The 20,324-nt window shown below is 59.9% G+C and carries 22 protein-coding genes; 7 read left to right on the top strand and 15 right to left on the bottom strand.

All coding sequences use genetic code 11. The annotated features are described in order from the left end of the window. Window positions 1–30 precede the first annotated feature (30 nt). The 9 genes from GA0061103_RS21085 to GA0061103_RS21045 form a co-directional block, all read right to left on the bottom strand. Window positions 31–1,008: a type II secretion system F family protein gene (locus GA0061103_RS21085; RefSeq protein ID WP_092714664.1), complete on the bottom strand. Its 978-nt coding sequence runs from the start codon at window positions 1,006–1,008 to the stop codon at window positions 31–33. A 21-nt stretch (window positions 1,009–1,029) separates the two neighbouring features. Then, on the bottom strand, window positions 1,030–2,037 hold the full coding sequence (locus GA0061103_RS21080) for a type II secretion system F family protein (protein WP_092714662.1): 1,008 nt from the start codon (window positions 2,035–2,037) through the stop codon (window positions 1,030–1,032). An 8-nt stretch (window positions 2,038–2,045) separates the two neighbouring features. Beyond that, window positions 2,046–3,530: a TadA family conjugal transfer-associated ATPase gene (locus tag GA0061103_RS21075; protein ID WP_092714660.1), complete on the bottom strand. Its 1,485-nt coding sequence runs from the start codon at window positions 3,528–3,530 to the stop codon at window positions 2,046–2,048. A gap of 78 nt (window positions 3,531–3,608) precedes the next feature. Then, entirely contained in the window at window positions 3,609–4,880 is a 1,272-nt protein-coding gene (locus tag GA0061103_RS21070; RefSeq protein WP_092714659.1) for a CpaE/TadZ family protein, read from the bottom strand. A 37-nt stretch (window positions 4,881–4,917) separates the two neighbouring features. Then, window positions 4,918–5,655, bottom strand: coding sequence for a CpaD family pilus assembly protein (locus GA0061103_RS21065; protein WP_092714657.1), 738 nt, complete (start codon window positions 5,653–5,655; stop codon window positions 4,918–4,920). Between the two features lie 55 nt (window positions 5,656–5,710). Beyond that, window positions 5,711–7,216 (bottom strand): type II and III secretion system protein family protein, encoded by a 1,506-nt coding sequence (locus GA0061103_RS21060; protein ID WP_092714655.1) that lies wholly within the window; start codon window positions 7,214–7,216, stop codon window positions 5,711–5,713. Window positions 7,217–7,230: 14 nt separating this feature from the next. Then, a complete protein-coding gene (gene cpaB / locus GA0061103_RS21055) occupies window positions 7,231–8,046 on the bottom strand; it encodes a Flp pilus assembly protein CpaB (protein ID WP_092714654.1) in 816 nt (271 codons plus the stop codon). 156 nt (window positions 8,047–8,202) lie between these two features. Then, a complete protein-coding gene (locus tag GA0061103_RS21050; RefSeq protein WP_092714652.1) occupies window positions 8,203–8,733 on the bottom strand; it encodes an A24 family peptidase in 531 nt (176 codons plus the stop codon). A gap of 64 nt (window positions 8,734–8,797) precedes the next feature. After that, on the bottom strand, window positions 8,798–8,995 hold the full coding sequence (locus GA0061103_RS21045) for a Flp family type IVb pilin (RefSeq protein WP_092714650.1): 198 nt from the start codon (window positions 8,993–8,995) through the stop codon (window positions 8,798–8,800). Between the two features lie 403 nt (window positions 8,996–9,398). Between GA0061103_RS21045 and GA0061103_RS21040 the strand changes: the two genes are divergently transcribed. From GA0061103_RS21040 to GA0061103_RS21010, 7 genes are all read left to right on the top strand, one after another. Continuing rightward, window positions 9,399–9,827, top strand: a complete 429-nt coding sequence (locus GA0061103_RS21040; protein ID WP_092714648.1) for a pilus assembly protein N-terminal domain-containing protein — start codon at window positions 9,399–9,401, stop codon at window positions 9,825–9,827. Between the two features lie 154 nt (window positions 9,828–9,981). Then, a complete protein-coding gene (locus GA0061103_RS21035) occupies window positions 9,982–10,590 on the top strand; it encodes a TadE/TadG family type IV pilus assembly protein (protein WP_092714646.1) in 609 nt (202 codons plus the stop codon). A gap of 8 nt (window positions 10,591–10,598) precedes the next feature. Next, a complete protein-coding gene (locus GA0061103_RS21030) occupies window positions 10,599–11,177 on the top strand; it encodes a TadE/TadG family type IV pilus assembly protein (protein WP_092715159.1) in 579 nt (192 codons plus the stop codon). Window positions 11,178–11,310: 133 nt separating this feature from the next. Next, window positions 11,311–12,531: a phosphopentomutase gene (locus GA0061103_RS21025; RefSeq protein WP_092714645.1), complete on the top strand. Its 1,221-nt coding sequence runs from the start codon at window positions 11,311–11,313 to the stop codon at window positions 12,529–12,531. Then, a complete protein-coding gene (locus GA0061103_RS21020) occupies window positions 12,528–13,496 on the top strand; it encodes an adenosine deaminase (RefSeq protein WP_092714643.1) in 969 nt (322 codons plus the stop codon). The genes GA0061103_RS21025 and GA0061103_RS21020 overlap by 4 nt, the downstream gene beginning before the upstream one ends. Window positions 13,497–13,617: 121 nt before the next feature. After that, on the top strand, window positions 13,618–14,247 hold the full coding sequence (gene upp / locus GA0061103_RS21015; protein WP_015338410.1) for a uracil phosphoribosyltransferase: 630 nt from the start codon (window positions 13,618–13,620) through the stop codon (window positions 14,245–14,247). Window positions 14,248–14,373: 126 nt separating this feature from the next. After that, complete coding sequence (locus GA0061103_RS21010) at window positions 14,374–14,898, top strand: TIGR02281 family clan AA aspartic protease (protein ID WP_092714641.1); 525 nt, start codon at window positions 14,374–14,376, stop codon at window positions 14,896–14,898. Between the two features lie 54 nt (window positions 14,899–14,952). Here GA0061103_RS21010 and deoA read toward each other — a convergent pair whose 3' ends face one another. From deoA to GA0061103_RS20980, 6 genes are read right to left on the bottom strand one after another with little or no spacing between them, the layout of a single operon-like run. Beyond that, window positions 14,953–16,260 (bottom strand): thymidine phosphorylase, encoded by a 1,308-nt coding sequence (gene deoA, locus GA0061103_RS21005; RefSeq protein ID WP_092714639.1) that lies wholly within the window; start codon window positions 16,258–16,260, stop codon window positions 14,953–14,955. A gap of 3 nt (window positions 16,261–16,263) precedes the next feature. Then, window positions 16,264–17,037, bottom strand: a complete 774-nt coding sequence (gene deoC / locus GA0061103_RS21000) for a deoxyribose-phosphate aldolase (RefSeq protein WP_092714637.1) — start codon at window positions 17,035–17,037, stop codon at window positions 16,264–16,266. Beyond that, window positions 17,034–17,840 carry a purine-nucleoside phosphorylase gene (locus GA0061103_RS20995; protein WP_092714635.1) on the bottom strand — a complete coding sequence of 269 codons (807 nt, stop codon included), beginning with the start codon at window positions 17,838–17,840 and terminating at the stop codon, window positions 17,034–17,036. The genes deoC and GA0061103_RS20995 overlap by 4 nt, the downstream gene beginning before the upstream one ends. Continuing rightward, window positions 17,837–18,229, bottom strand: a complete 393-nt coding sequence (locus GA0061103_RS20990; RefSeq protein ID WP_092714633.1) for a cytidine deaminase — start codon at window positions 18,227–18,229, stop codon at window positions 17,837–17,839. The genes GA0061103_RS20995 and GA0061103_RS20990 overlap by 4 nt, the downstream gene beginning before the upstream one ends. 3 nt (window positions 18,230–18,232) lie before the next feature. Continuing rightward, entirely contained in the window at window positions 18,233–19,204 is a 972-nt protein-coding gene (locus GA0061103_RS20985; RefSeq protein ID WP_092714631.1) for an ABC transporter permease, read from the bottom strand. 10 nt (window positions 19,205–19,214) lie between these two features. After that, on the bottom strand, window positions 19,215–20,318 hold the full coding sequence (locus GA0061103_RS20980; RefSeq protein ID WP_092714629.1) for an ABC transporter permease: 1,104 nt from the start codon (window positions 20,316–20,318) through the stop codon (window positions 19,215–19,217). Between the last annotated feature and the right edge of the window lie 6 nt (window positions 20,319–20,324).

The raw sequence follows: 20,324 nt of genomic DNA, 5'->3' as shown, positions 1-20,324 counted from the left end.
ATGCCCGCATGCCGCGAGCAAGTCGGCGGCTCAGAATTTGTCCATTGCCTGAATGATCGCCGGGCCGAGAATGACTGCCATCAAGACCGGCAGGAAGAAGACGATCATCGGCACGGTCAGCTTCGGCGGCAGTGCGGCCGCCTTCTTTTCCGCCTCGTTCATGCGCTCGTCGCGGCCTTCCTGCGCCATGACACGCAAGGCCTGCGAGAGCGGCGTGCCATAGCGTTCCGCCTGGATGAGCGCCTGCGTCACCGATTTGACGAGTTCGATCTGGGTGCGGGCGGCGAGATTGTCAAAGGCGGTGCGGCGATCCTGCAGGAAGGAAAGCTCGGCTGTGGTCAGAACCATTTCCTCGGCGAGCGCCGGGGACTGCTCGGCCATTTCCTCGGACACGCGATGCATGCCGGCTTCGATTGAAATGCCCGACTCCACGCAGATCAGCATCAGGTCGAGAGCATCCGGCCAGGCGCGCTTGATCGATTTCTGGCGCTTGGTCACCAGATTGGAGATATAGATGTTCGGCGCGTAGAAGCCCAGATAGGCGAAACCGATGACACCAAGCAGGCGGATCGGCAGGGGCTTTGCGGCAAACCAGCCGAGAACGAAGACGACGACGATCGCAACCGCCAGAAACAGGAAAGGCAGCACGAATCGCGCCACCAGGAACATGTTGAGCGCATTTTCCGAGCGCAGGCCGGCAGACCGCAAGCGATTGACGGTATTGGCGTCGACAAGCGCATTGCGCAGGTTGAACCGCTCGACGATCTGTCTGACGTTTCGATTGTTGTGGCTGCGCAGCGATGCCTTGCCGCCCTCTGCGCTCAGCCGTGCGCGTTCACGGGCGCGAATCTGCTCGCGCTCTGTCGACACGGCCTTCATGCGCTTGCTGAGATCACCACGCTCCAGCAGCGGTATGGCGATCGTATAGAAGGTCGCGAAAACGGCAATGGCAACCACAACGGCAAGAAGGGTGCCAGGATCGGTCAAATTGGCTGCCAGATCGGACATGGGCTACGCGGCTCCTTCCGCTCAGATCTCGAAATTGACCATGTTGCGCATGATGAAGATGCCGAGCGACATCCAGATGCCGGCCGCAATCAAGATCAGATGGCCGCGCGGATCGGTGAACAGGATCAACATGTATTGCGGCGACGTCAGATAGACGAGCAGCATCACGATGAAGGGCAGAGCGCCGATGATGACGGCGGATGCCTTGGCCTCCATCGACAATGCCTTGACCTTCGCCTTCATTTTCTTCCGTTCGCGCAGCACCTTCGAGAGGTTGCCCAGGGCTTCCGACAGGTTGCCGCCCGCCTGGGCCTGAATGGCGATGACGATCGAGAAGAAATTTACTTCCTGCAGCGGCATATGGTTCGCGATGCGTGCGCAGGCGTCCGACATGCTAAGACCGACCTGCTGCGCTTCGACCACCCGCCGAAACTCCGTCTTGACAGGCTCTCGCGCCTCGCCAGCCACCAGCCGCACTGCATCGTTGAGCGGCAGGCCCGAGCGAAGCGAGCGCGTGATGAGGTCAAGCGAGTTCGGAAACTCTTCGAGGAACTTGCCTTGCCGGCGCTTGATGAGAAAGCCTATGACCCAGCGCGGCAAGCCGAAAGCCATGGCGAAGAACAGCCCCATGATGACGAGAGGCGGTGCGCCAATGATGAAAAACACCAGGACGGCGAAAAGACCGAAGAGCACGCTGAAAATGTAGAAGCGCGACGGCGTCAACGACAGGCCGGCCTGCGCCAGACGTGCCTTGAGCGACTGCTTCTTCTTCGTGTTTTCGCTCTGTCGCCGCTCCAGGTCCTTAAGTGTGTCCTGCACCGACTTGCGTCGCTTGGACATTTCCTGGACGCGATCGCGCGCAGCCTTGACCTTGACGCGATCGGTCTCGGCCTGCTTGACCCGGTTGACCCGGCTATCGGCCTTTTTCTGCGTCTCGATCCGTGAATAGAGAATGCCGTAGCAAACCGCGGCGGCGGAGACCGCCGTCAGCAGGACAATCAGCAGCACTATCGGATCGATACCAAACATCGTGAACCCTATTGCGCCTTCTGTTCCATCTCATCGAGGGCAGCTGCCAGGCGCCGCTCCTCGTTATAGTAGCGAGCACGATCCCAGAAATGCGGCTTGCCGATGCCGGTGGAGACGTGCCGTCCGATGATCCGGCCGTTCGCATCTTCGCCCTCGATCTCGTAGCGCATCAGGTCCTGGGTAATGATCACATCGCCTTCCATGCCGATCACCTCGGTGATCTGGGTGATGCGGCGCGAACCGTCACGCAGGCGAGCAGCCTGGATGACGACGTCGACGGAGCTGGAAATGATCTCACGGACGGTCTTGGCCGGCAGGCTGAAACCGCCCATGGCGATCATCGATTCCATGCGGCTCAGGCATTCGCGCGGCGTATTGGCGTGGATCGTGCCCATGGAGCCGTCGTGACCCGTGTTCATCGCCTGCAGCAGGTCGAAGACCTCAGGCCCGCGCACTTCGCCGACGATGATGCGCTCAGGACGCATACGCAGGCAGTTCTTGACGAGATCGCGCATGGTGATTTCGCCCTCGCCCTCGATGTTGGGCGGACGGGTTTCGAGGCGCACCACGTGCGGCTGCTGCAGTTGCAGTTCGGCGGTGTCTTCGCAGGTGATGACGCGTTCGTCGCGGTCGATATAGTTGGTCAGGCAGTTCAGAAGGGTCGTTTTGCCCGAGCCCGTACCGCCTGAAATGACGACGTTGCAGCGCACGCGGCCGATGATCTGCAAAAGCGTCGCGCCCTCAGGCGTGATGGCGCCGAAACGGACGAGCTGATCGAGCGTCAGCTTGTCCTTCTTGAACTTACGAATGGTGAGCGCCGGCCCATCGATCGCCAGCGGCGGAGCAATGACGTTGACGCGCGAACCATCGGGCAGACGCGCATCGCAGATGGGACTGGATTCATCGACGCGGCGGCCGACCTGGCTGACGATACGCTGGCAGATGGATAGAAGCTGCGAATTGTCGCGGAAGCGGATTTCGGATTCAACCGTCTTGCCGCCGACTTCGATGAAGGTCTGACCGGCGCCGTTGACCATGATGTCGGCAATGTCGTCACGGGCGAGCAGCGGCTCCAGCGGGCCATAGCCAAGCACGTCGTTGCAGATATCCTCGAGCAGCTCCTCCTGCTCGGAGATCGACATCGCGAAATTCTTGATGGTGATGATATCGTTGACGATATCACGGATTTCCTCGCGTGCGGCCTCGTTGCCGAGCTTGGAGAGCTGCGACAGGTCGATCGTATCGATGAGCGCGGAGAAGACCTGCGATTTCGTATCGTAATATTCTTCGGTACGCGCCGTGCGACGCCGGCTGGGCGTCTGCATCGGCGGCGGGGCGACCTGCTGACGCGGCTGCGCGGCATCACGGGACGGCTCTATCAGCACGGCCGGCGCCGTCGGCCCGCCTGCGGGAACGGGTGCACGCGCCGGTGCCGGCGGAGGCATTGCGCCACCGCTCTTTGCAGGACCTTCACTTCCGCGCTTGCCAAACATGTCTTCGATCCAATTCTACTGCTGCTGCATGGCTTTCACGAAAGATCGGCTGTCGGAAAGCTATGCGAAATCATAGGATTACTTTCGCTTCAAAAGGCCAAGCAAACCGCCCTTTCTTGCCTTCTTCAAAGCAACACGCCCGGTGACGATGTGCGATATCTGCGAGAAAGTTTCCGCGATCGGCGACTTCGGATCGGTCTCGGAGATCATCTGCCCACTGTTGGCTGCATTGCCGAACAGGTTGATGTCAAAAGGTATGATCGCAATCGGATCCGTCTCCAGCGGCGCGCAGAATTCCGAAGGATTGATCTCCGGGCGCTTCGGCATGCCGACCTGATTGAGAATGAGGTGCGGCGCCTTGTCGTTGGGCCGCAGCTTGCGCAGAGCATCGATCAGGTTCTTGGCGTTGCGCAGATTGGCGAGATCGGGCGCGGCACAGATGACGACCTCGTCTACCGCACCAAGCACCGAGCGTGTCCACTCCGTCCAGACATGGGGCACATCGAGAACCGCCACCGGCGCGCTGCGCTGGAGAACGTCGAGCACCGGCAGGAATGCCTGCCCTTCGAAATCATAAGCGCGATCCAGCATCGAGGGCGCCGCGAGCAGCGACAGGTGCTGCGAGCACTTGGTCAGCAGCCGGTCGAGAAAGACCTCGTCGAGGCGCTCCGGCGCATAGACGGCCTCGGCTATCCCCTGGGCAGGGTCCTGGTCGAAATCGATATTGGCGGTGCCATAGGGCAGATCGAGATCGGCAAGAATGGTTTCGGTCGAGAAGAGGCTGGAGATTCCGAAAGCGCAATTATGGGCGATCGTGGATGCACCCACCCCACCCTTGGCGCCGATGAAAGCAATGCTGCGGCCCAGCGGTTCGGCATCCGGATCGATAAAAATCGCCGTCATCGCCGTCATGAGATCGACCATGTCGGTGGGCTGCACGATATATTCGGAAATACCGTTGCGGATGAGTTCCCGGTAGAGACCGATGTCGTTGTGATAGCCGACGATGATGACCTTGGTGCTCGGATCGCAGACTGCGGCAAGCGGCTCGAGTTCCGCCAGGAGGCCGCGCGGATTGGCGCGTGTCTCCAGAATGATCAGATTCGGGGTCGGTGCCGAGGAGAACATGTTCGCCGCCGCCGCGACACCGCCGCTGGTGATCCGGAGGCTGACCTTGGACATGCGCCGATCGTTGGCGCACTGGTCCATCACCTGCTGCAGCTGCTCGCTTTCGCAGAAGGCATGTATGGAAATACGCGGCAGCGGCCGTAGATTGTCGAGATTGCCCGAGCGCGAAACTTCTTCCGCTTCCGGGGCAGTCGAGCCGATATCGTATTCGATGGCGTTCATGATTTCATCCCGTTGCGCCGACGCGTGAGCCCCATGATCATTGGCCGGAACCACTGAAGCCGCCGAGCGTGGCGGTACTCGTCGGAACCGAGCCGTTGCGGTAATTGTCGATCACCTTGCTGCGCTGATCGGTATCGATGGGCGACACAGCCCTGGGCGAGATCAAATCCGTGGGATTGGCGATCTGCGCTGCCAGGTTGCGCTGCGTCGCGCAACCGAAATTGTAGTAGTTCTGATTGTCGAAGGCGTTGTCGGAAAGATCATTCGGCCATTGACCGCAGCTGTTGGTCAGAGCCGTCGTGGCTGTGAAACGCAGACGGATCGGAGCCGCATCGCCTGGATCTCCAGCCCTATAGTAGCTGTCGACGATGCGGGCTGACGGGATGCCGTTCGCAACCAGCTCTCTGCGGATTTGCTGACGCAACGTGGATGCCGCCAGCGAATTCATCGATCCCCTGGGCGCAAGGATTTCGACCGTACCGCTTGCATGAGCTCGATAATCCTGGACAAATCCGCGGACGGTATCGCGCATTCCCGTCGTCAGGCGCCGGTCGCTGGCGGCAACCGGGATATCGAGATTGTGTTCCTTCTCCGTCAACACGATCGGATGACGCTGCCGGTAATCGTCGTTGATGGCACTGGTGGTCATGCGATCACGTGAATCGGCGCAGCCGCTAATGGCGGCGGCCGTCAGGAACAGGGCCGGTGCTATCAGAGCCAGCCCGGAGAAACGGGGCCGGCCGATGCGAGTCGCATTGCGTTCGGGACTGGCCATTTTTAGATCTCTCGTTAATCCGGTTGAAAAGGCACGCTTCATGGTCAGTGTCCCCTCACTTGTAGATGAAGCCGACAGTGCCGTGGAAATCGGCATCGGCGACCGGCGGCCCGTCCCTGCGGCCGTAGATCTTGTTGACACGGTTCATGAAAAAGCCGCTGATATCGTTGCTTGGCGAGAAATTGTCGTCAGGGCGGGCAAGCTGGCTGCGGGCGACCGGACGCACCAGATAAGGTGTCGCGATGATGACCAGCTCGGTTTCGTCGCGCTGAAAGCTCTTCTGGCGGAACAGAGCGCCGAGAATTGGAATCTTCGAGGCGCCCGGCGTACCGTTGGTGGTCTGCTGAATGGTATCGCTCAAGAGACCGGCCAAAGCGATCGAGCCGCCCGACGGCAGCTCGACAGAGGTATCGGCGGCGCGCTGGTTATAGGTTGCCGTGCCGGCGTTAGCCGTGCCAACCGGATTGGAAACCTGGGTCTGCACATGCAGGGCGATTCGTCCGGCAGACAGCACGACAGGTGTGAAGGCCAAACTGATGCCATAGGTGAAGGGCGTGACCGTGACACTCCCGTCCTTGTTCGTCACGGCGTATAGCGTCTGACCGCCCGAATTGAAGGTCGCGGCCTGACCGGAGATCGCCGTCAACGTCGGCTCAGCCAGCGTGCGGACGGCACCAGCCTGCTCAAGAGCGTTGAGATAAGTACTGATATTGTATTTGCCGATGGCGGTTTTGAACAAGCTGGCCAGACCGCCGCCGCCGGTTGCCGCGGTCCCATCCGAGACAGGGCTGCCGAGTTGAGCGACCGACAGGCCAGAGGAGTTGCTGACAAGGTTGTCGAAGCCGATCTGCTTCAGGACGCTGCGCTTGATTTCGGCGACGGTCACCTTGAGCGTCACCTGATCTTCGCCTTCGATCTGCAGCATGTTGACGATCTGCGACGTCTGCCGCGCTTCGGCGAAGATGGCGACCGCATTGTTGTCGCCGCTGCCCGAGGCAGTCTGGTTTCGAGTCGTCGCTTCGCCGCCTTTGAGGAAAGCCTGTGCGAGCTGCTCGGCGCGTGTCGCATCCTGCGGCGTGCGCACCGTACCGGTCATGACGATGTTGTCGGAAACGATCTCGACGTTGATGTCGGAGTCCGGAATGAAGCGCTTGAGGTTGGCCTGCAGCCCGGCAATGTCGCGCTCGATCTGGAGATCGAGGCTGACGATCTCCTTGCCGTCGGCGCCGAAGATGAAGATGTTGGTCTGGCCGACCGTCTTGCCGAAAAGGTAGATGCGACGCGAGGTCCGCGTCACCGCATCCGCCATCTTCGGATCGGAGACAAGAATGTCGTGGGCATCGGCCGGCAGATCGACGACAAGCGCCTTGTTGAGACCAAGCTTCAATGTGCGCTTCGTGCCGAGGCCGGCTATCGTGACGATACTGTCCGATCCGCCCGCAAAAGCGGTGGGCGTGCGCAGAAAGGCCGGGACATCTGCCAAGGGCAGGCCGGCAAAGGCGACCGAGAAGGAGAGGCTCACGGCAAGGGGGAGGCTGGCTTTCTTGCTTGTCTTTAACATGGTCTCGCCCCTTCTCACTGCGGTTTCGGCCCGCTTGGGCCATCGGTTACGATCGCTCCCGATTTGATGACTTGGATCATGCTGCCGCCATTGTCCCCGGCCAGCAGATAATCCGCCGCTGTCGTATCGGGCTGCTGCGCGTCGGCAACGGAGCGCAGTGCCAGCGTCAGGCGATCGGCCATCTGATGCGCGACGGCCAGGACCTTCGTCTGGTCCGGCGTCAGCTCCAGCGTCGCGGTTGCGCCGACGACGGCCTTGCTTCCGTCCTGCTTTTCCTCGATCTGCTGATCGACTGCCAGAACGCGAACGTTGCTGAGCACGGTTTCGGTGACAAGCTGCTGTTGTGAACCCTTGCGCACCATGATCACATCGACGCGGTCATTCGGAAGGATGAAGCCGCCTGCGCCGGTGGCGACGGAAATCTCGGTGGCGACGGCACGTTTGCCCGCCGGCAGCAATGAGGAAAGGATGCGGCTGTTGGAATCGGCGACCTTTTCCTCGCGGATCGGCTCGCCCTCGAATATCGGCAGGCGAACAACGGCACCGGTCAGATCTTTGAGTGCATTTGGGCGCTCGCGTTCGGTGATGAGACCTTTGACGACGCCGCTCTCCGGCCAGGGCATCCAATGGATCGATTGCTCGTTCAGACGCGAACCGACGGGCAGATTGGCACCGGCGACGAGGACATTGATCGTCGCCTCCTTCTCCACTACCGCCGCAATCTGCTGGGGAACGATATCGCGCGAACCAGCCAGGCGCATCGCGAGCAGACCGGCCATCCCGGCCGCGACGGCTGCCACTGCGAGTATCATTATGCGGGCGGGTTTCATGGTCATTCCTTGAGGAACAGGATTCTTCGCCCACAGAATGACCGGCAATTGGTGTAATTATGGTTAATGGGAAGTTACATTTATTGTTACTTAACCATGATTACTTGGTATATATTAGAAATTATATATGTTCGAGTTTGATTTTTACTCGCCGGCTCAAGACATGCTGCCCGTAGCCGCAATCAGGAGCGGCGAAGACGGAAAGGCCATGATGCCACCGATGGCAATGGCAACTCCGTAAGGAATTTTCTTGGCGATCACCAACGAATTCGGCAGCGGAAGACCAATGGCCAGTATCGTGTTGGCCTGGGAGCGGAGTAAAACGATCAAGACCGTCAGCACGCCGCCGATGAACGCGACATAGATGAGAAATTCCATCAGGGACGAATCGAAGCCGAACCAAAGCGTGGCAGCGGCCAGAAGCTTTGCATCACCGCCACCCATGACGTTCAGCGCGAACAACGCAAAGCATGCGAGAAAGACAAGACCGGCACCGGCAAAATGCATGCCGATTTCCGCAAGCGACAACCCGAAGAGAGGCGCCAATATTAGGAATGAGATTGCGAGCGCGAGAGAAACACGATTTGGGATGGTCATGGTGAACAGATCCGAAATCGCGGCAATCGACATGCAGAGTGGAAATATAAGTAACGCTACATTTTCGATCACGACAGCATCCTTCCACATATAAGGGAAGCCGCTCGTTTTCTCGAGCGGCTTCCAAAAAGCACTGCGCCACTTAGACGAAGTATTACTGAGTTTTGCTGCCGATTCCGGAACCGGAAGTATTCATCTGCTTGGCAATGTTCGTAAAGGTCAGGCTCAGCGTGTTACCCAGGGTGGTTGCACCGGTGATGATGGCAACCGAGATCAGAGCAGCGATCAGACCGTATTCGATTGCGGTTGCGCCCGACTCATCCTTCAGGAAGCGCGAAAAAAGCTTGGACATGTGTTTGACTCCACTTTGTTGACAGCACGTCCGTCAACTGTTGCCGTTGATCGGATGAGTTGCACGGTAGCTTCCCGCCGTTTCCATCGCTTTAAAGAATTAGGTTAATGTGTTGTAAATAAAGAGGCGAAAATAGAATAGTTAACGTGACCTCTATGTTATTCCGTAGGCTTTTAAAGAAAATCTTTAGCCGAATAGAAATTATTAGATGTATGAATATTAGCGCGATATACGATTTGGCTCGAAACAATACATGCCCTGCGTAATCAAATGGCGATGAAGGCCTGTATGGGACATCTGCGCCATAATTGCATGACGGAAGACGCGCTTAATCGTTCATTCACCATTCTTTCTCATTCTATCCAGAAATTCTTTTCACTATCGCTTTCCAAGAGGCCAAGCCATGCCAATCGGCGGCAGAACAGCATTCCTTGCCGGCATTGTCGCCATGGCCGGCATGACGCCAGAGTTTTCACACGCTGCCGGAGAAAGCATGCTGCGCGTCTATATGGATCACGCGCGCGTGTTGAAGCTGGATCGCCCTGTCAGCAAGGTCATTGTCGGCAATTCGCAAGTTGCCGACGCGACGGTCGCCGATCCGAAAACCATCGTACTGACCGGCCGCAGCTTCGGCACGACAAACATCATCCTGCTCGATGCCGACGGCAATGCCATTGTGGACGAGCAGATCCTGGTGTCGATCGACGAAGGCAATACAGTCCGTGTGTTTCGCCAGACGGATCGCGCCGTGCTGTCGTGCACGCCCAATTGCGAACAGCATGCCCAGCAGAACAATACGACGACAACCCCAACGGCTGCTGCCGGGCAATAATAACATTCGATAACGCAAATATTCTAAAGTACATTCAAGGAATTAAGCAGCAAACGATAATCCCGGTTTCCTCTAAATATGAAGAGAGAAGAGAAACGGATTATCAAGAAAGCAATTCTAGTGTCGTCCGCGTGTAAATCGCCGCGGACTTCCCATGACGCCAGATAATACCCTTCACGCCAATACAGGCCGCGCACGTCGCCGTGTCCGAGGCAGCTTGCGTGAATTCGTGCGTTCTCGGGACGGGACAGCAGCGATCGAATTTGCGTTACTTGCGATCCCCTATTTTCTAATCGTCTTTGCGATCATCGAAACCTTCGTCGCCTTCACTGCGGAGCAGGTCGTTTCAAACGCGGTCGATACTCTGGCGCGCCAGATCCGAACCGGACAGATTACGGCAGCCAATACGACTTCGCAGCAATTCCGACAGGCATTCTGCAACGAGATTGCCGTGCTCATTACCTGCTCCTCCACCGAAGTACAGACGCCGGCGAACCTCTACCTCGATGTGGAGAGCTATTCGAGCTTCGCATCCATGCCGACAACGATCCCTCTCAACTCCTATTCCGATCTCAGCACCACCGGATTCACTTTTACCCCCGGCGGCGCCAAGTCGCTGAACATGGTGCGCGCCTATTATCGCTGGCAGATCATAACGGATCTGCTGCGCCCCTATCTTACCAATGTGCATCCAACCAACGGCTCGGCCTCAGTCTATCTCATCGTCGCAACCGCGGCCTTTCAGAACGAGAATTATCCGTGAACGGCCTCATGAGCATGACCGGGAAAAAGAGTGCGCCCTTTGGCATCCTGAAACGCTTCGCTCGTGACGAACGTGGCGTCGGCGCGATCGAATTCGCTATTCTTTTTCCCGTATTGCTGATGCTCTATCTCGGTGCCTTCGAGCTTACCGTCGGCCTCAATGCGTCGAAACGCGCCAGCCGCTCTGCCGGTTCGATCGCAGACATCGTCTCGCAGCAATCGACGGTCACCAAGTCCGTGCTTGCGGGCATGCCGTCCGTTGCCGGCGCGATCTTCGCGCCCTATAGCACGACCGGCCTGACGTTGAAGATCACCGGTATTGCGATCGACGCGACCGGCAAGGCGACCGTTGCCTGGTCCTGGGCACAGGACGGAACCAGGCCATATACACCAGGCTCCACGGTCACGGTGCCGGCCAACATGAATCAAGCAAGCACATTCCTCGTCCGTAGCGAGCTTGCCCTCCCCTATCAGCTCCTCACCTTCGGTGCCAATTTCCTGCCAAGCGGCACAAACCAGATCACCATCAGCCGGCAATATTACTACCGGCAGCGTGTCGGCACTTCGATCAGCTGCAGCGATTGCTGATAGCCCGACGGCTAAAACCGTGCCCGAAGTACCACTTCTAAACGGAAAATTGCCAAGCCGATGCCTCCGTTATATGGGTGACGTCCAATAACCCGGAAGACCTGCCGGGTGACGACTTTCTATCGGGTGATCTATGGCACGCGCCTTTCTCTTCGTTCTGGATTCTTTCGGTGTCGGCGGCGGCCCGGATGCGGCAAGCTATGGTGATGAGGGTGCCGATACGCTTGGCCATATCGCCGAGTTCTGCGCCGCTGGCGCTGCCGACCGCGAAGGCTTGCGCCAGGGTCCGCTGGCATTGCCGATCATGTCCGGCCTCGGTCTGCTGGAGATCGCAAAGGCGGCCACTGGCAATTATCCTGCCGGCATGCCTTTGCCGGAAAAGCTCTACGGCCTCTATGGATGCGCGAGCGAAACCTCCCGCGGCAAGGATACGCCATCGGGCCATTGGGAAATTGCCGGCACGCCCGTCATGTTCGACTGGGGTTACTTTCCGGCAGAAGGCGATGCCTTCCCGCCGGAGCTGGTAAAGGCCATCTGCGAAGCGGCCGATCTGCCAGGGATTCTCGGCAATTGCCATGCCTCCGGCACGGATATCATCGCCAAGCTTGGCGAAGAACACATCCGCAGCGGCAAGCCGATCTGCTACACCTCGTCCGATTCCGTCTTCCAGATCGCCGCACACGAACAGCATTTCGGCCTCGACCGGCTGATCGGCCTTTGCAAGATCGTGCGCACCTTGCTCGATCCCTACAATATCGGCCGCGTCATTGCCCGCCCCTTCATTGGCGAGACGGTGGCGACTTTCGAGCGAACCGGCAATCGCCGCGATTTCTCGGTGCTGCCGCCGGAACCGACGCTGCTCGACCGCCTGGTGAAAGCCGAGCGCACGGTGCATGCCGTCGGCAAGATCGGCGATATCTTTGCCCATCAGGGCATCTCCAGGGTCATCAAGGCCAATGGCAACATGGCGCTGATGGATGCGACACTGAAAGCCATGGACGAGGCTGAGGACGGCGATCTGGTCTTCACCAATTTCGTCGATTTCGACATGGTCTACGGTCATCGCCGCGACGTGCGGGGCTATGCCGCCGCGCTCGAAGCCTTCGATGCGCGCCTGCCTGAGGTGCACAAGAAGCTGAAGGCGGGTGATCTCGTCATTCTGACAGCCGATCACGGCTGCGACCCGACTTGGCGCGGCACGGATCACACGCGCGAGCGCGTGCCTGTCATGGCTTACGGACCGGGCATTCGCTCGCGCTCCATCGGCGTCCGCCAGACCTATGCCGATATCGGCGAGACGGTTGCCAGACATTTGGGAATTGCGGCCGGGCCGCACGGGAGGAGTTTCCTTTGACATCGCATCTAAAGAAAGTGGAGCTGCACTGCCATCTGGAAGGTGCCGCCCCGCCAGCTCTGACGCTGGCTCAGGCAGAGAAATACGGCGTCGATACCCGCGCCTTCCTCAAGGACGGCGTTTACCTCTGGGAGGATTTTGCCGAATTCCTGGTTTGCTACGATAAGGTTTCCGAGGTTTACCGCACTGAGGAAGACTATGCGCTGCTGACCGAAACCTATCTCGAAGAGCTTGCCGGCATCGGCACGATCTATAGCGAACTCATCGTCTCGCCCGACCATGGCGACCGCATCGGCCTCGGAGCCGACGCCTATATGGCAGGCGTTTCGGCCGGCATCCGCGCCGCCAAGGCAAAGACCGGCATCGAGGCGCGGCTGATCGTGACCGGCGAACGCCATTTCGGCCCGGACCGCGTGGTGAAGGCAGCGGAATATGCCGCCAAGAGCGACAATCCACTGATCACCGGTTTCAACATGGCCGGCGAAGAGCGCATGGGCCGCGTTGCCGATTATGCCCGCGCCTTCGATATCGCCCGCGAGGCCGGTCTCGGCATCACCATTCATGCGGGCGAGGTCTGCGGCGCATTCAGCGTCGCCGATGCTGTCGACCTGGTGCGCCCGGCTCGTATCGGCCATGGTGTGCGCGCCATCGAGGACATGGATCTCGTCAAGCGCCTTGCCGATCTCGGCACCGTGCTGGAAGTGTGCCCTGGCTCCAACGTCGCGCTCAAGGTCTTTCCGGATTTCCAGTCGCACCCGCTGCGCAAGCTGCGCGATGCCGGCGTGAAGGTCACGATCAGTTCCGATGACCCGCCGTTCTTCCACACCTCGCTGGAGCGCGAATACGAACTGGCCTCAACAGCCTTCGGTTTCAGCGACGACGAGATCAACGCTATGACCCGCACGGCGATCGAAGCGGCCTTCGTGGACGAGGCGACGCGGGCGGCATTGTTCGCGAAGCTCTAAAAGCGTGGTTTAGGCCGCAGATTGGGGATGAAATCTCGAAAAGCGGCCTATTTTCTTGCACCAAAGGCGTTTTCCGTGAAAGAACCATCTCATATCACGGAATTACTGGAAGGCTGAAACCATGGACGGCGTCACTGTCATCGATCACCCGCTTGTGCAGCACAAGCTCACAATCATGCGCAAGAAGGACACGTCGACGGGAAGCTTCCGCCGGCTGCTGCGCGAGATTTCGACGCTGCTCTGTTACGAAGTCACACGCGACCTCGAACTGACGATCGAGACCATCGAAACGCCGCTGCAGCCGATGGATGCGCCGATCCTCGAGGGCAAGAAGCTGGTCTTCGCCTCGATCCTGCGCGCTGGCAACGGCCTGCTCGAAGGCATGCTCGATCTCGTGCCCTCGGCCCGCGTCTCGCATATCGGCGTTTACCGCGATCACGAAACGCTGCAGCCGGTCGAATATTACTTCAAGGCGCCAGAGGATATTTCCGAACGCCTGATCATCGTCGTCGATCCGATGCTGGCAACCGGCAATTCCTCGATTGCCGCGATCGAGAAGCTGAAGGAGCGCGGCGCGCACAATATCCGCTTCCTCTGCCTGCTGGCGGCTCCGGAAGGCATCGCCAACTTCCGCAAGGCGCATCCGGACGTGCCGGTCTTCACCGCCGCCATTGACAGCCATCTGAACGAGAAGGGCTATATCGTGCCTGGCCTCGGCGATGCCGGCGACCGTATGTACGGCACCAAGTAAATCCGCTATTATACTTTTGACCGAGCCCGGCAATTACACAACTGCCGGGCTTTTTATTGATTGCATTAGCGGCATTTCAGCAAAGCTCATCTATAGATGGCATGGCCCGCAGGAGGGGCCTTGCCGATGCTCGTTCGCGTTCTTGTCTTTGCCGGTATCATTGCCGTTGCGGCGACCCAGGTGCCGATGCTCGTTGACAGTTTTGGCGAGCGCGCAGGAAAGCCAGTGCCGGTCGAAGCAGTTTCCCTTGCCCCACCGAAGACCGAGGCACCCGTTTCCTACGGCAGCGTTCAGCTACGCGCCAATGCGGGCGGCCACTATGAGGGTGATTTCACCATCAACGGCCGGTCCGTGCACGGCATGATCGACACGGGCGCGACCTATGTGGCGATGAACGAAAGCACCGCGCGCAGCCTTGGTTTCAGCGGCGTCGATCTCGACTATCGCTACACGGTCCAAACCGCGAATGGCGCTTCCAAAGTCGCCTACGTCAAACTCGACCGTCTGGAGATCGGTACGATCCGGGTTCGCGATGTCGACGCCGTGGTGGCAAAGGACAGCGCATTGAGTACGACGCTGATCGGCATGAGCTTTATGAAGAAGCTGAACTCCTACGGAGTGCAGAATGGCACCCTGCTCCTGAAGCAATAGAACGGACAGGACAGGTCACGAAGCCGCGGGACGACCCATACTGCTGCTTTCAGATCAAATCCTGCTGAGGATGACAGGCGAGAGCGCTGGCGCTGCAACCACGATGCGATAATTAGCCGACAAATCGGCCGTAGCCTTTTGTGCACTTGCCTCGTCCGCCGCGTGAACGGTGGCGATGCGATCACCTCTGCTGATCTTCGTGCCGAGCGGCAGGATATCCGTAAAGCCGACGCGATGGTCGATCCTGTCCTGCGGGCGGCGGCGGCCACCGCCGAGATCGATCACGCTCATGCCGATCCCTCGCGCATCGCAGGCGCCGAGCCAGCCATCGGCGGCCGCGAGAATCGGCTTCTGCACCGGCGCGCTTGCCAGATAGCGATCGGGATGTTCGAGCAGATCTGCTGGACCGCCGAGACCATGCACCATGCGACCGAAGATCTCTGCCGCCTTGCCGGACGCCAAAGCCTCGCGCGCCCTCCCCTCCGCCTCGGCAGCACCCGCAGCAATGCCGGCCTGAACCAGCATTTCAGATGCGAAGGCCAGCACGACCGTTTCAAGCCGCGTGCCTGCCTTGGCTCCTTTCAGGAAATCCAGACAATTGCGAAGCTCAACGACATTGCCCGCGGCATCGGCGAGCGGCTGGTTCATGTCGGTAATCAGGGCCGAAGTCTTAACCCCACCACCATTCGCCACCTCCACCAGCGAGCGCGCCAGCGTCTCCGCTTCCTCAAGCGAGGTCATGAAGGCACCGCTGCCGATCTTGACGTCGAGCACCAGCGTTTCTAGCCCGGCCGCCAACTTCTTCGAGAGGATGGACGCCGTAATCAGCGGCACGGAATCGACCGTCGAGGTGACGTCGCGCACTGCGTAGAGCTTGCCGTCGGCGGGCGCCAGCGCACCGGTCTGGCCGATGATGGCACAGCCGACCTCATCGACCACCTTGCGGAAACGGGCAGCATCCGGCGTGATTCCGTAACCGGGAATGGATTCGAGCTTGTCGAGCGTGCCGCCGGTGTGGCCGAGACCACGACCCGAAATCATCGGCACGGCGAGGCCGCAGGCAGCCGCGATAGGGGCGAGCATCAGCGAGACGTTGTCGCCGATGCCACCCGTCGAATGCTTGTCGGCAATTGGTCTGCCGATGCCATCCCAGGACAGGATATCGCCGGAGCGGGCCATGGCGAGCGTCAGAGCCACCGTCTCTTCCCGCGTCATCCCGCGAAACCAGACGGCCATGGCAAAGGCGCCGATCTGGCTTTCGGCCAGTTCGCCACGGCCCAATGCGTCGATAAACGCATCGATATCGGCGGACGAAAGGGTGGCGCCGTCGCGCTTCTGCCGGATAATCTCCTGCGGGATCATGGGTCAGTAGCCTGAAGAGGCCGTCTTGGACTCGCCGCCAGCCAGCACGTTCAGGATATCATCGAGCAGGCTCGATGCACCGAAGCGGAAAGTCGAAGGCATGGCCCAATCGGGCGCCATGATGGTCTCGGCGAGGCTGAGATACAGGGCCGCATCGGAAACGGAACCGATGCCGCCGGCAGGCTTGAAGCCGACCTTGCGACCGCTGGCGCGGATCGCCCGCAGCATGATATCAGCGGCTTCCAGCGTCGCGTTGACGGCGACCTTGCCGGTGGAGGTCTTGATGAAGTCCGAGCCGGCGTCGATCGCAAGTTCCGACGCGCGCCGGATCAGCGCGGTATCCTTGATCTCACCGGTTTCGAGGATGGTCTTCAGGAGGACCGGCCCCTTGCATTCGGCCCGCACAGCCGCGACCATGTCGGTGACGGCCTGCTCATTGCCGGCCAGAAAAGCGCGATAGGGAATGACCAGATCGATCTCGTCGGCGCCGTCGGCAATGGCTTCACGCGCCTCGGCGGCAACATCGGCTATTTCCATGTCGCCGCTCGGAAAATTCACCACGGTCGCGATCTTCACGGCATGATCGGCGCCGAGAATGCCGCGCGCCTGAGCGACGAAACGCGGCCAGATGCAGATTGCGGCCGTATTGCCATAGGGCGATTGCGCGCGAGCGCACAGCGCCTCGATCTGCGCCGGCGTGCAGTCGTCCTTCAAATTGGTCAGGTCGAGAAGGGAAAGCGCAACGGCTGCCGTTTCTCTCAGGGAATGGCCCGTCATTCTGGGTCTCCTTCGTCCGCGATCATTTCTTTCAGGATAGCGGCGAGGCGTGCGCCGCCGACCGGAGCCATGTCCTTCGTCTCGTCATGCGAGAGCTCGCCACCGGTCATGCCAGCACCATAGTTAGTGACGACGGAGGCAGCGGCAACCCTCAAACCGAAAAGACGCGCCAGAATGACTTCCGGCACCGTCGACATGCCGACGGCATCGGCGCCCAGAATGCGCGCCATGCGGATCTCTGCCGGTGTTTCGAAGCTCGGGCCGGAAAACCACATATAGACGCCGTGTGACAGCTTGATCTCGGCCTTTTCCGCCGCCTTGCGCATGCGCATGATCAGATCGATGTCATAGGCGCTCGTCATGCCGACGAAGCGCCTGTCGCTTTCCTCGCCGATCAGTGGGTTCATGCCGGAATAGTTGATGTGATCGGTGATCTGCATCACCGAGCCCGGCGGCATCTCCTCGCGCAGCGATCCGGCCGAGTTCGTCAGGATCAGCGTGTCGACGCCAAGCGCCTTCAGGGTTTCGATCGGCTCGCGCATGGCGTTGGCGTCGCCTTTTTCGTAATAATGCACGCGGCCGGAGAGCATGATGACAGGGACATCGCCGAGCTTGCCTGCGACCAGCGTGCCGGCATGGCCAGAGACGGCGCTGACCGGGAAACCGGGCAGATCGGCATAGGGAATGCGCAGGGCGTCTTTGACCTCATCCACGAGAGAGCCGAGGCCGGAGCCCAGAATGATACCGTAGCGCGGCTTCAGTTCGCCGAGCTTCTCCGTGAGGATATCGACGGCCGCGCTCATCCGAGCACCTCCGTTTCGAAGCTGAAGGGCAGCATCTCGTCCATGGTCATGGTCTTCTTCACGCCGGTTTCGTCGCAAAGATAGATGCGCGTTCCCTTGCTGGCAAATTCGGCGATCTTCTGCCGGCAGCCGCCGCAAGGCGGGCAGAGCGGCAGTTTCTCGGCGATGACAGCCATTTCGACGATCTTCTTGGCGCCAGCCATGATCATGTGGCTGATCGCCGTGGGCTCAGCGCACCAGCCCTGCGGGAAGGACAGGTTCTCAATATTGGCGCCGGTGTAGATCTTGCCGTCCTCGGCACGGATCGCCGCGCCGACCGGGAATTTCGAATAGGGAGCATGCGCGAAAGCCATCGCGCCGCGCGCGGCCTCGAACAGATCATGCGACATGGTTTAGCGCTCCTTGGTATAGGGCACGCCACCGGCCTTCGGGGGCTTGGCGACGCCGATAAAGCCTGCAAGCAGGATGCAGGTGAGGATATAGGGCAGCGCCTGGAAAATCTGTACCGGCACCTCGCCAATGCCCGGAACCGACTTGCCCTGCATGAAATTGGCAAAGGCATCGAGGAAGCCGAAGAGAAGACAGGTGAACATGACCGGCACCGGCTTCCACTTGGCGAAGATCAGTGCGGCGAGAGCGATATAACCCTTGCCCGCCGACATGTTGTTGATGAAGGCGGCCGACTGAGCAATGGCAAGATAGGTGCCCGAAAAGCCGCAGAGAATGCCGGCAACGATCAGCGAGCGATAGCGCAGCCATTCGACCGAGATGCCGGCGGTATCGACCGCGCCCGGATTTTCACCGACGGCGCGCAACCGCAGACCGAAGCGGGTGCGATAGAGAATCCACCAGGAAATCGGCACGGCGAGGAAGGCGAGATAGGTCAGGATATTGTTGCCGGAGATGACATTGGCGTAGAGCGGCCCGATGAACGGAACGTCGCGAATGGCATCGGCGCCCGGCAGAGTGATGCCGGAAAAGCGCGCGGTAGCAGGCAAAGTCGGCGTGCGGCCGCCCTGCCCGAACCAGGCCTGGCCGAGAACGATGGTCAAGCCGGCCATCAGGAAGTTGATCGCGACGCCCGAGACGATCTGGTTGCCGCGATTGGTGATCGATGCGAAACCGTGCAACAGGCCGACGACAACCGAGACAACGATACCAGCGCCGAGACCAGCCCAGGGCGAGCCGCTGATCGCGGCGACGCAGGCCGCGGCGAAGGCCGAAGCCAGCATCTTGCCTTCGAGACCGATATCAAAGATGCCGGCACGCTCGGAAAACAGGCCTGCCAGCGCGGTGAAGATCAACGGAATCGACAGACGGATGGTCGAGCCCAATATGCTGATGAGGAGATCATAATAATCCATCGTCCGATCCTCACGTCCTGGCGAATGTCTGGTAGATGCGCACGAGCGCAGGTCGGAACATATATTCGAGCGCACCGGCAAACAGGATGACAAGACCCTGGATCACCACGATCATGTCGCGCGTGATGTTCGGCATGTCGAAGGATAGCGCATCGCCGCCCTGATAGAGAATGCCGAAGAGGATCGCCGCCAGGATGATGCCCAGAGGATGATTGCGGCCCATCAGCGACACGGCGATGCCGACGAAGCCCGCACCAAGCACGAATTCCACCTGCAGGCGCGCGGAAGCGCCCATGACGGGGTTGAGCGCCATCATGCCGGCAAGACCGCCCGAAATCAGCATGGCGATAACGACCGTGCGGGCATAGGGAATGCCGGCATAGACCGCAGCGGTGGAGCTGAGGCCGAGCGTGCGCATCTCATAGCCGAGCTTGGTGCGCCAGACGAGCACCCAGACGAGGAAACACATGACGAGCGCGATCAGGAAGGACACATTGAGCGGAGCGGCACCGATGGTCGAGCCGAAAATGCCCATGAGCCAATCAAGCTTCGGCAACTGACCGCCCTCGAGGAAGGTACGGGTTTCAGGCGCCATCTTGCCGGGCACGATCAGCACATGCACCAGCAGGAAGTTCATCATCGCCGAGGCGATGAAGTTGAACATGATTGTGGTGATCACGACGTGGCTGCCGCGCTTGGCCTGAAGCCAGGCCGGGATAAGCGCCCAGAGCGCCCCGAAAATCGCCGCGCCGATGACCGCAAACGGCATCGTCACATACCAGGGCACGTAGCGGTCAAGCGTCAGCGCGACGAGGGCACAGCCGAGACCGCCGAGATAGGCCTGGCCTTCCGAGCCGATATTGAACAGACCGGCATGGATGGCGACAGCGACCGAAAGGCCGGTAAAGATGAAGCTCGTGGCATAATAGAGCGTGAAGCCGATGCCTTCGCCGCTGCCGAGAGCGCCCTGCAGCAGCAGGACGAGCGCATCGAGCGGGCTCTCGCCGATGAACCAGACGACGAGGCCGGAAATCAGGAAGGCAACAATCAGGTTGAGAAGGGGGATCAGGCCGTAGGTGATCCAATTGGGGAGCGGAACGGAAGCCGTGCTCATATACGC

The organism is Martinezella multihospitum (assembly GCF_900094585.1).
Classification (GTDB): Bacteria; Pseudomonadota; Alphaproteobacteria; order Rhizobiales; family Rhizobiaceae; genus Rhizobium; species Rhizobium multihospitium.
Note: the sequence above shows the minus strand (reverse complement) of the source record. Positions and strands in the feature narration are given on the sequence as shown.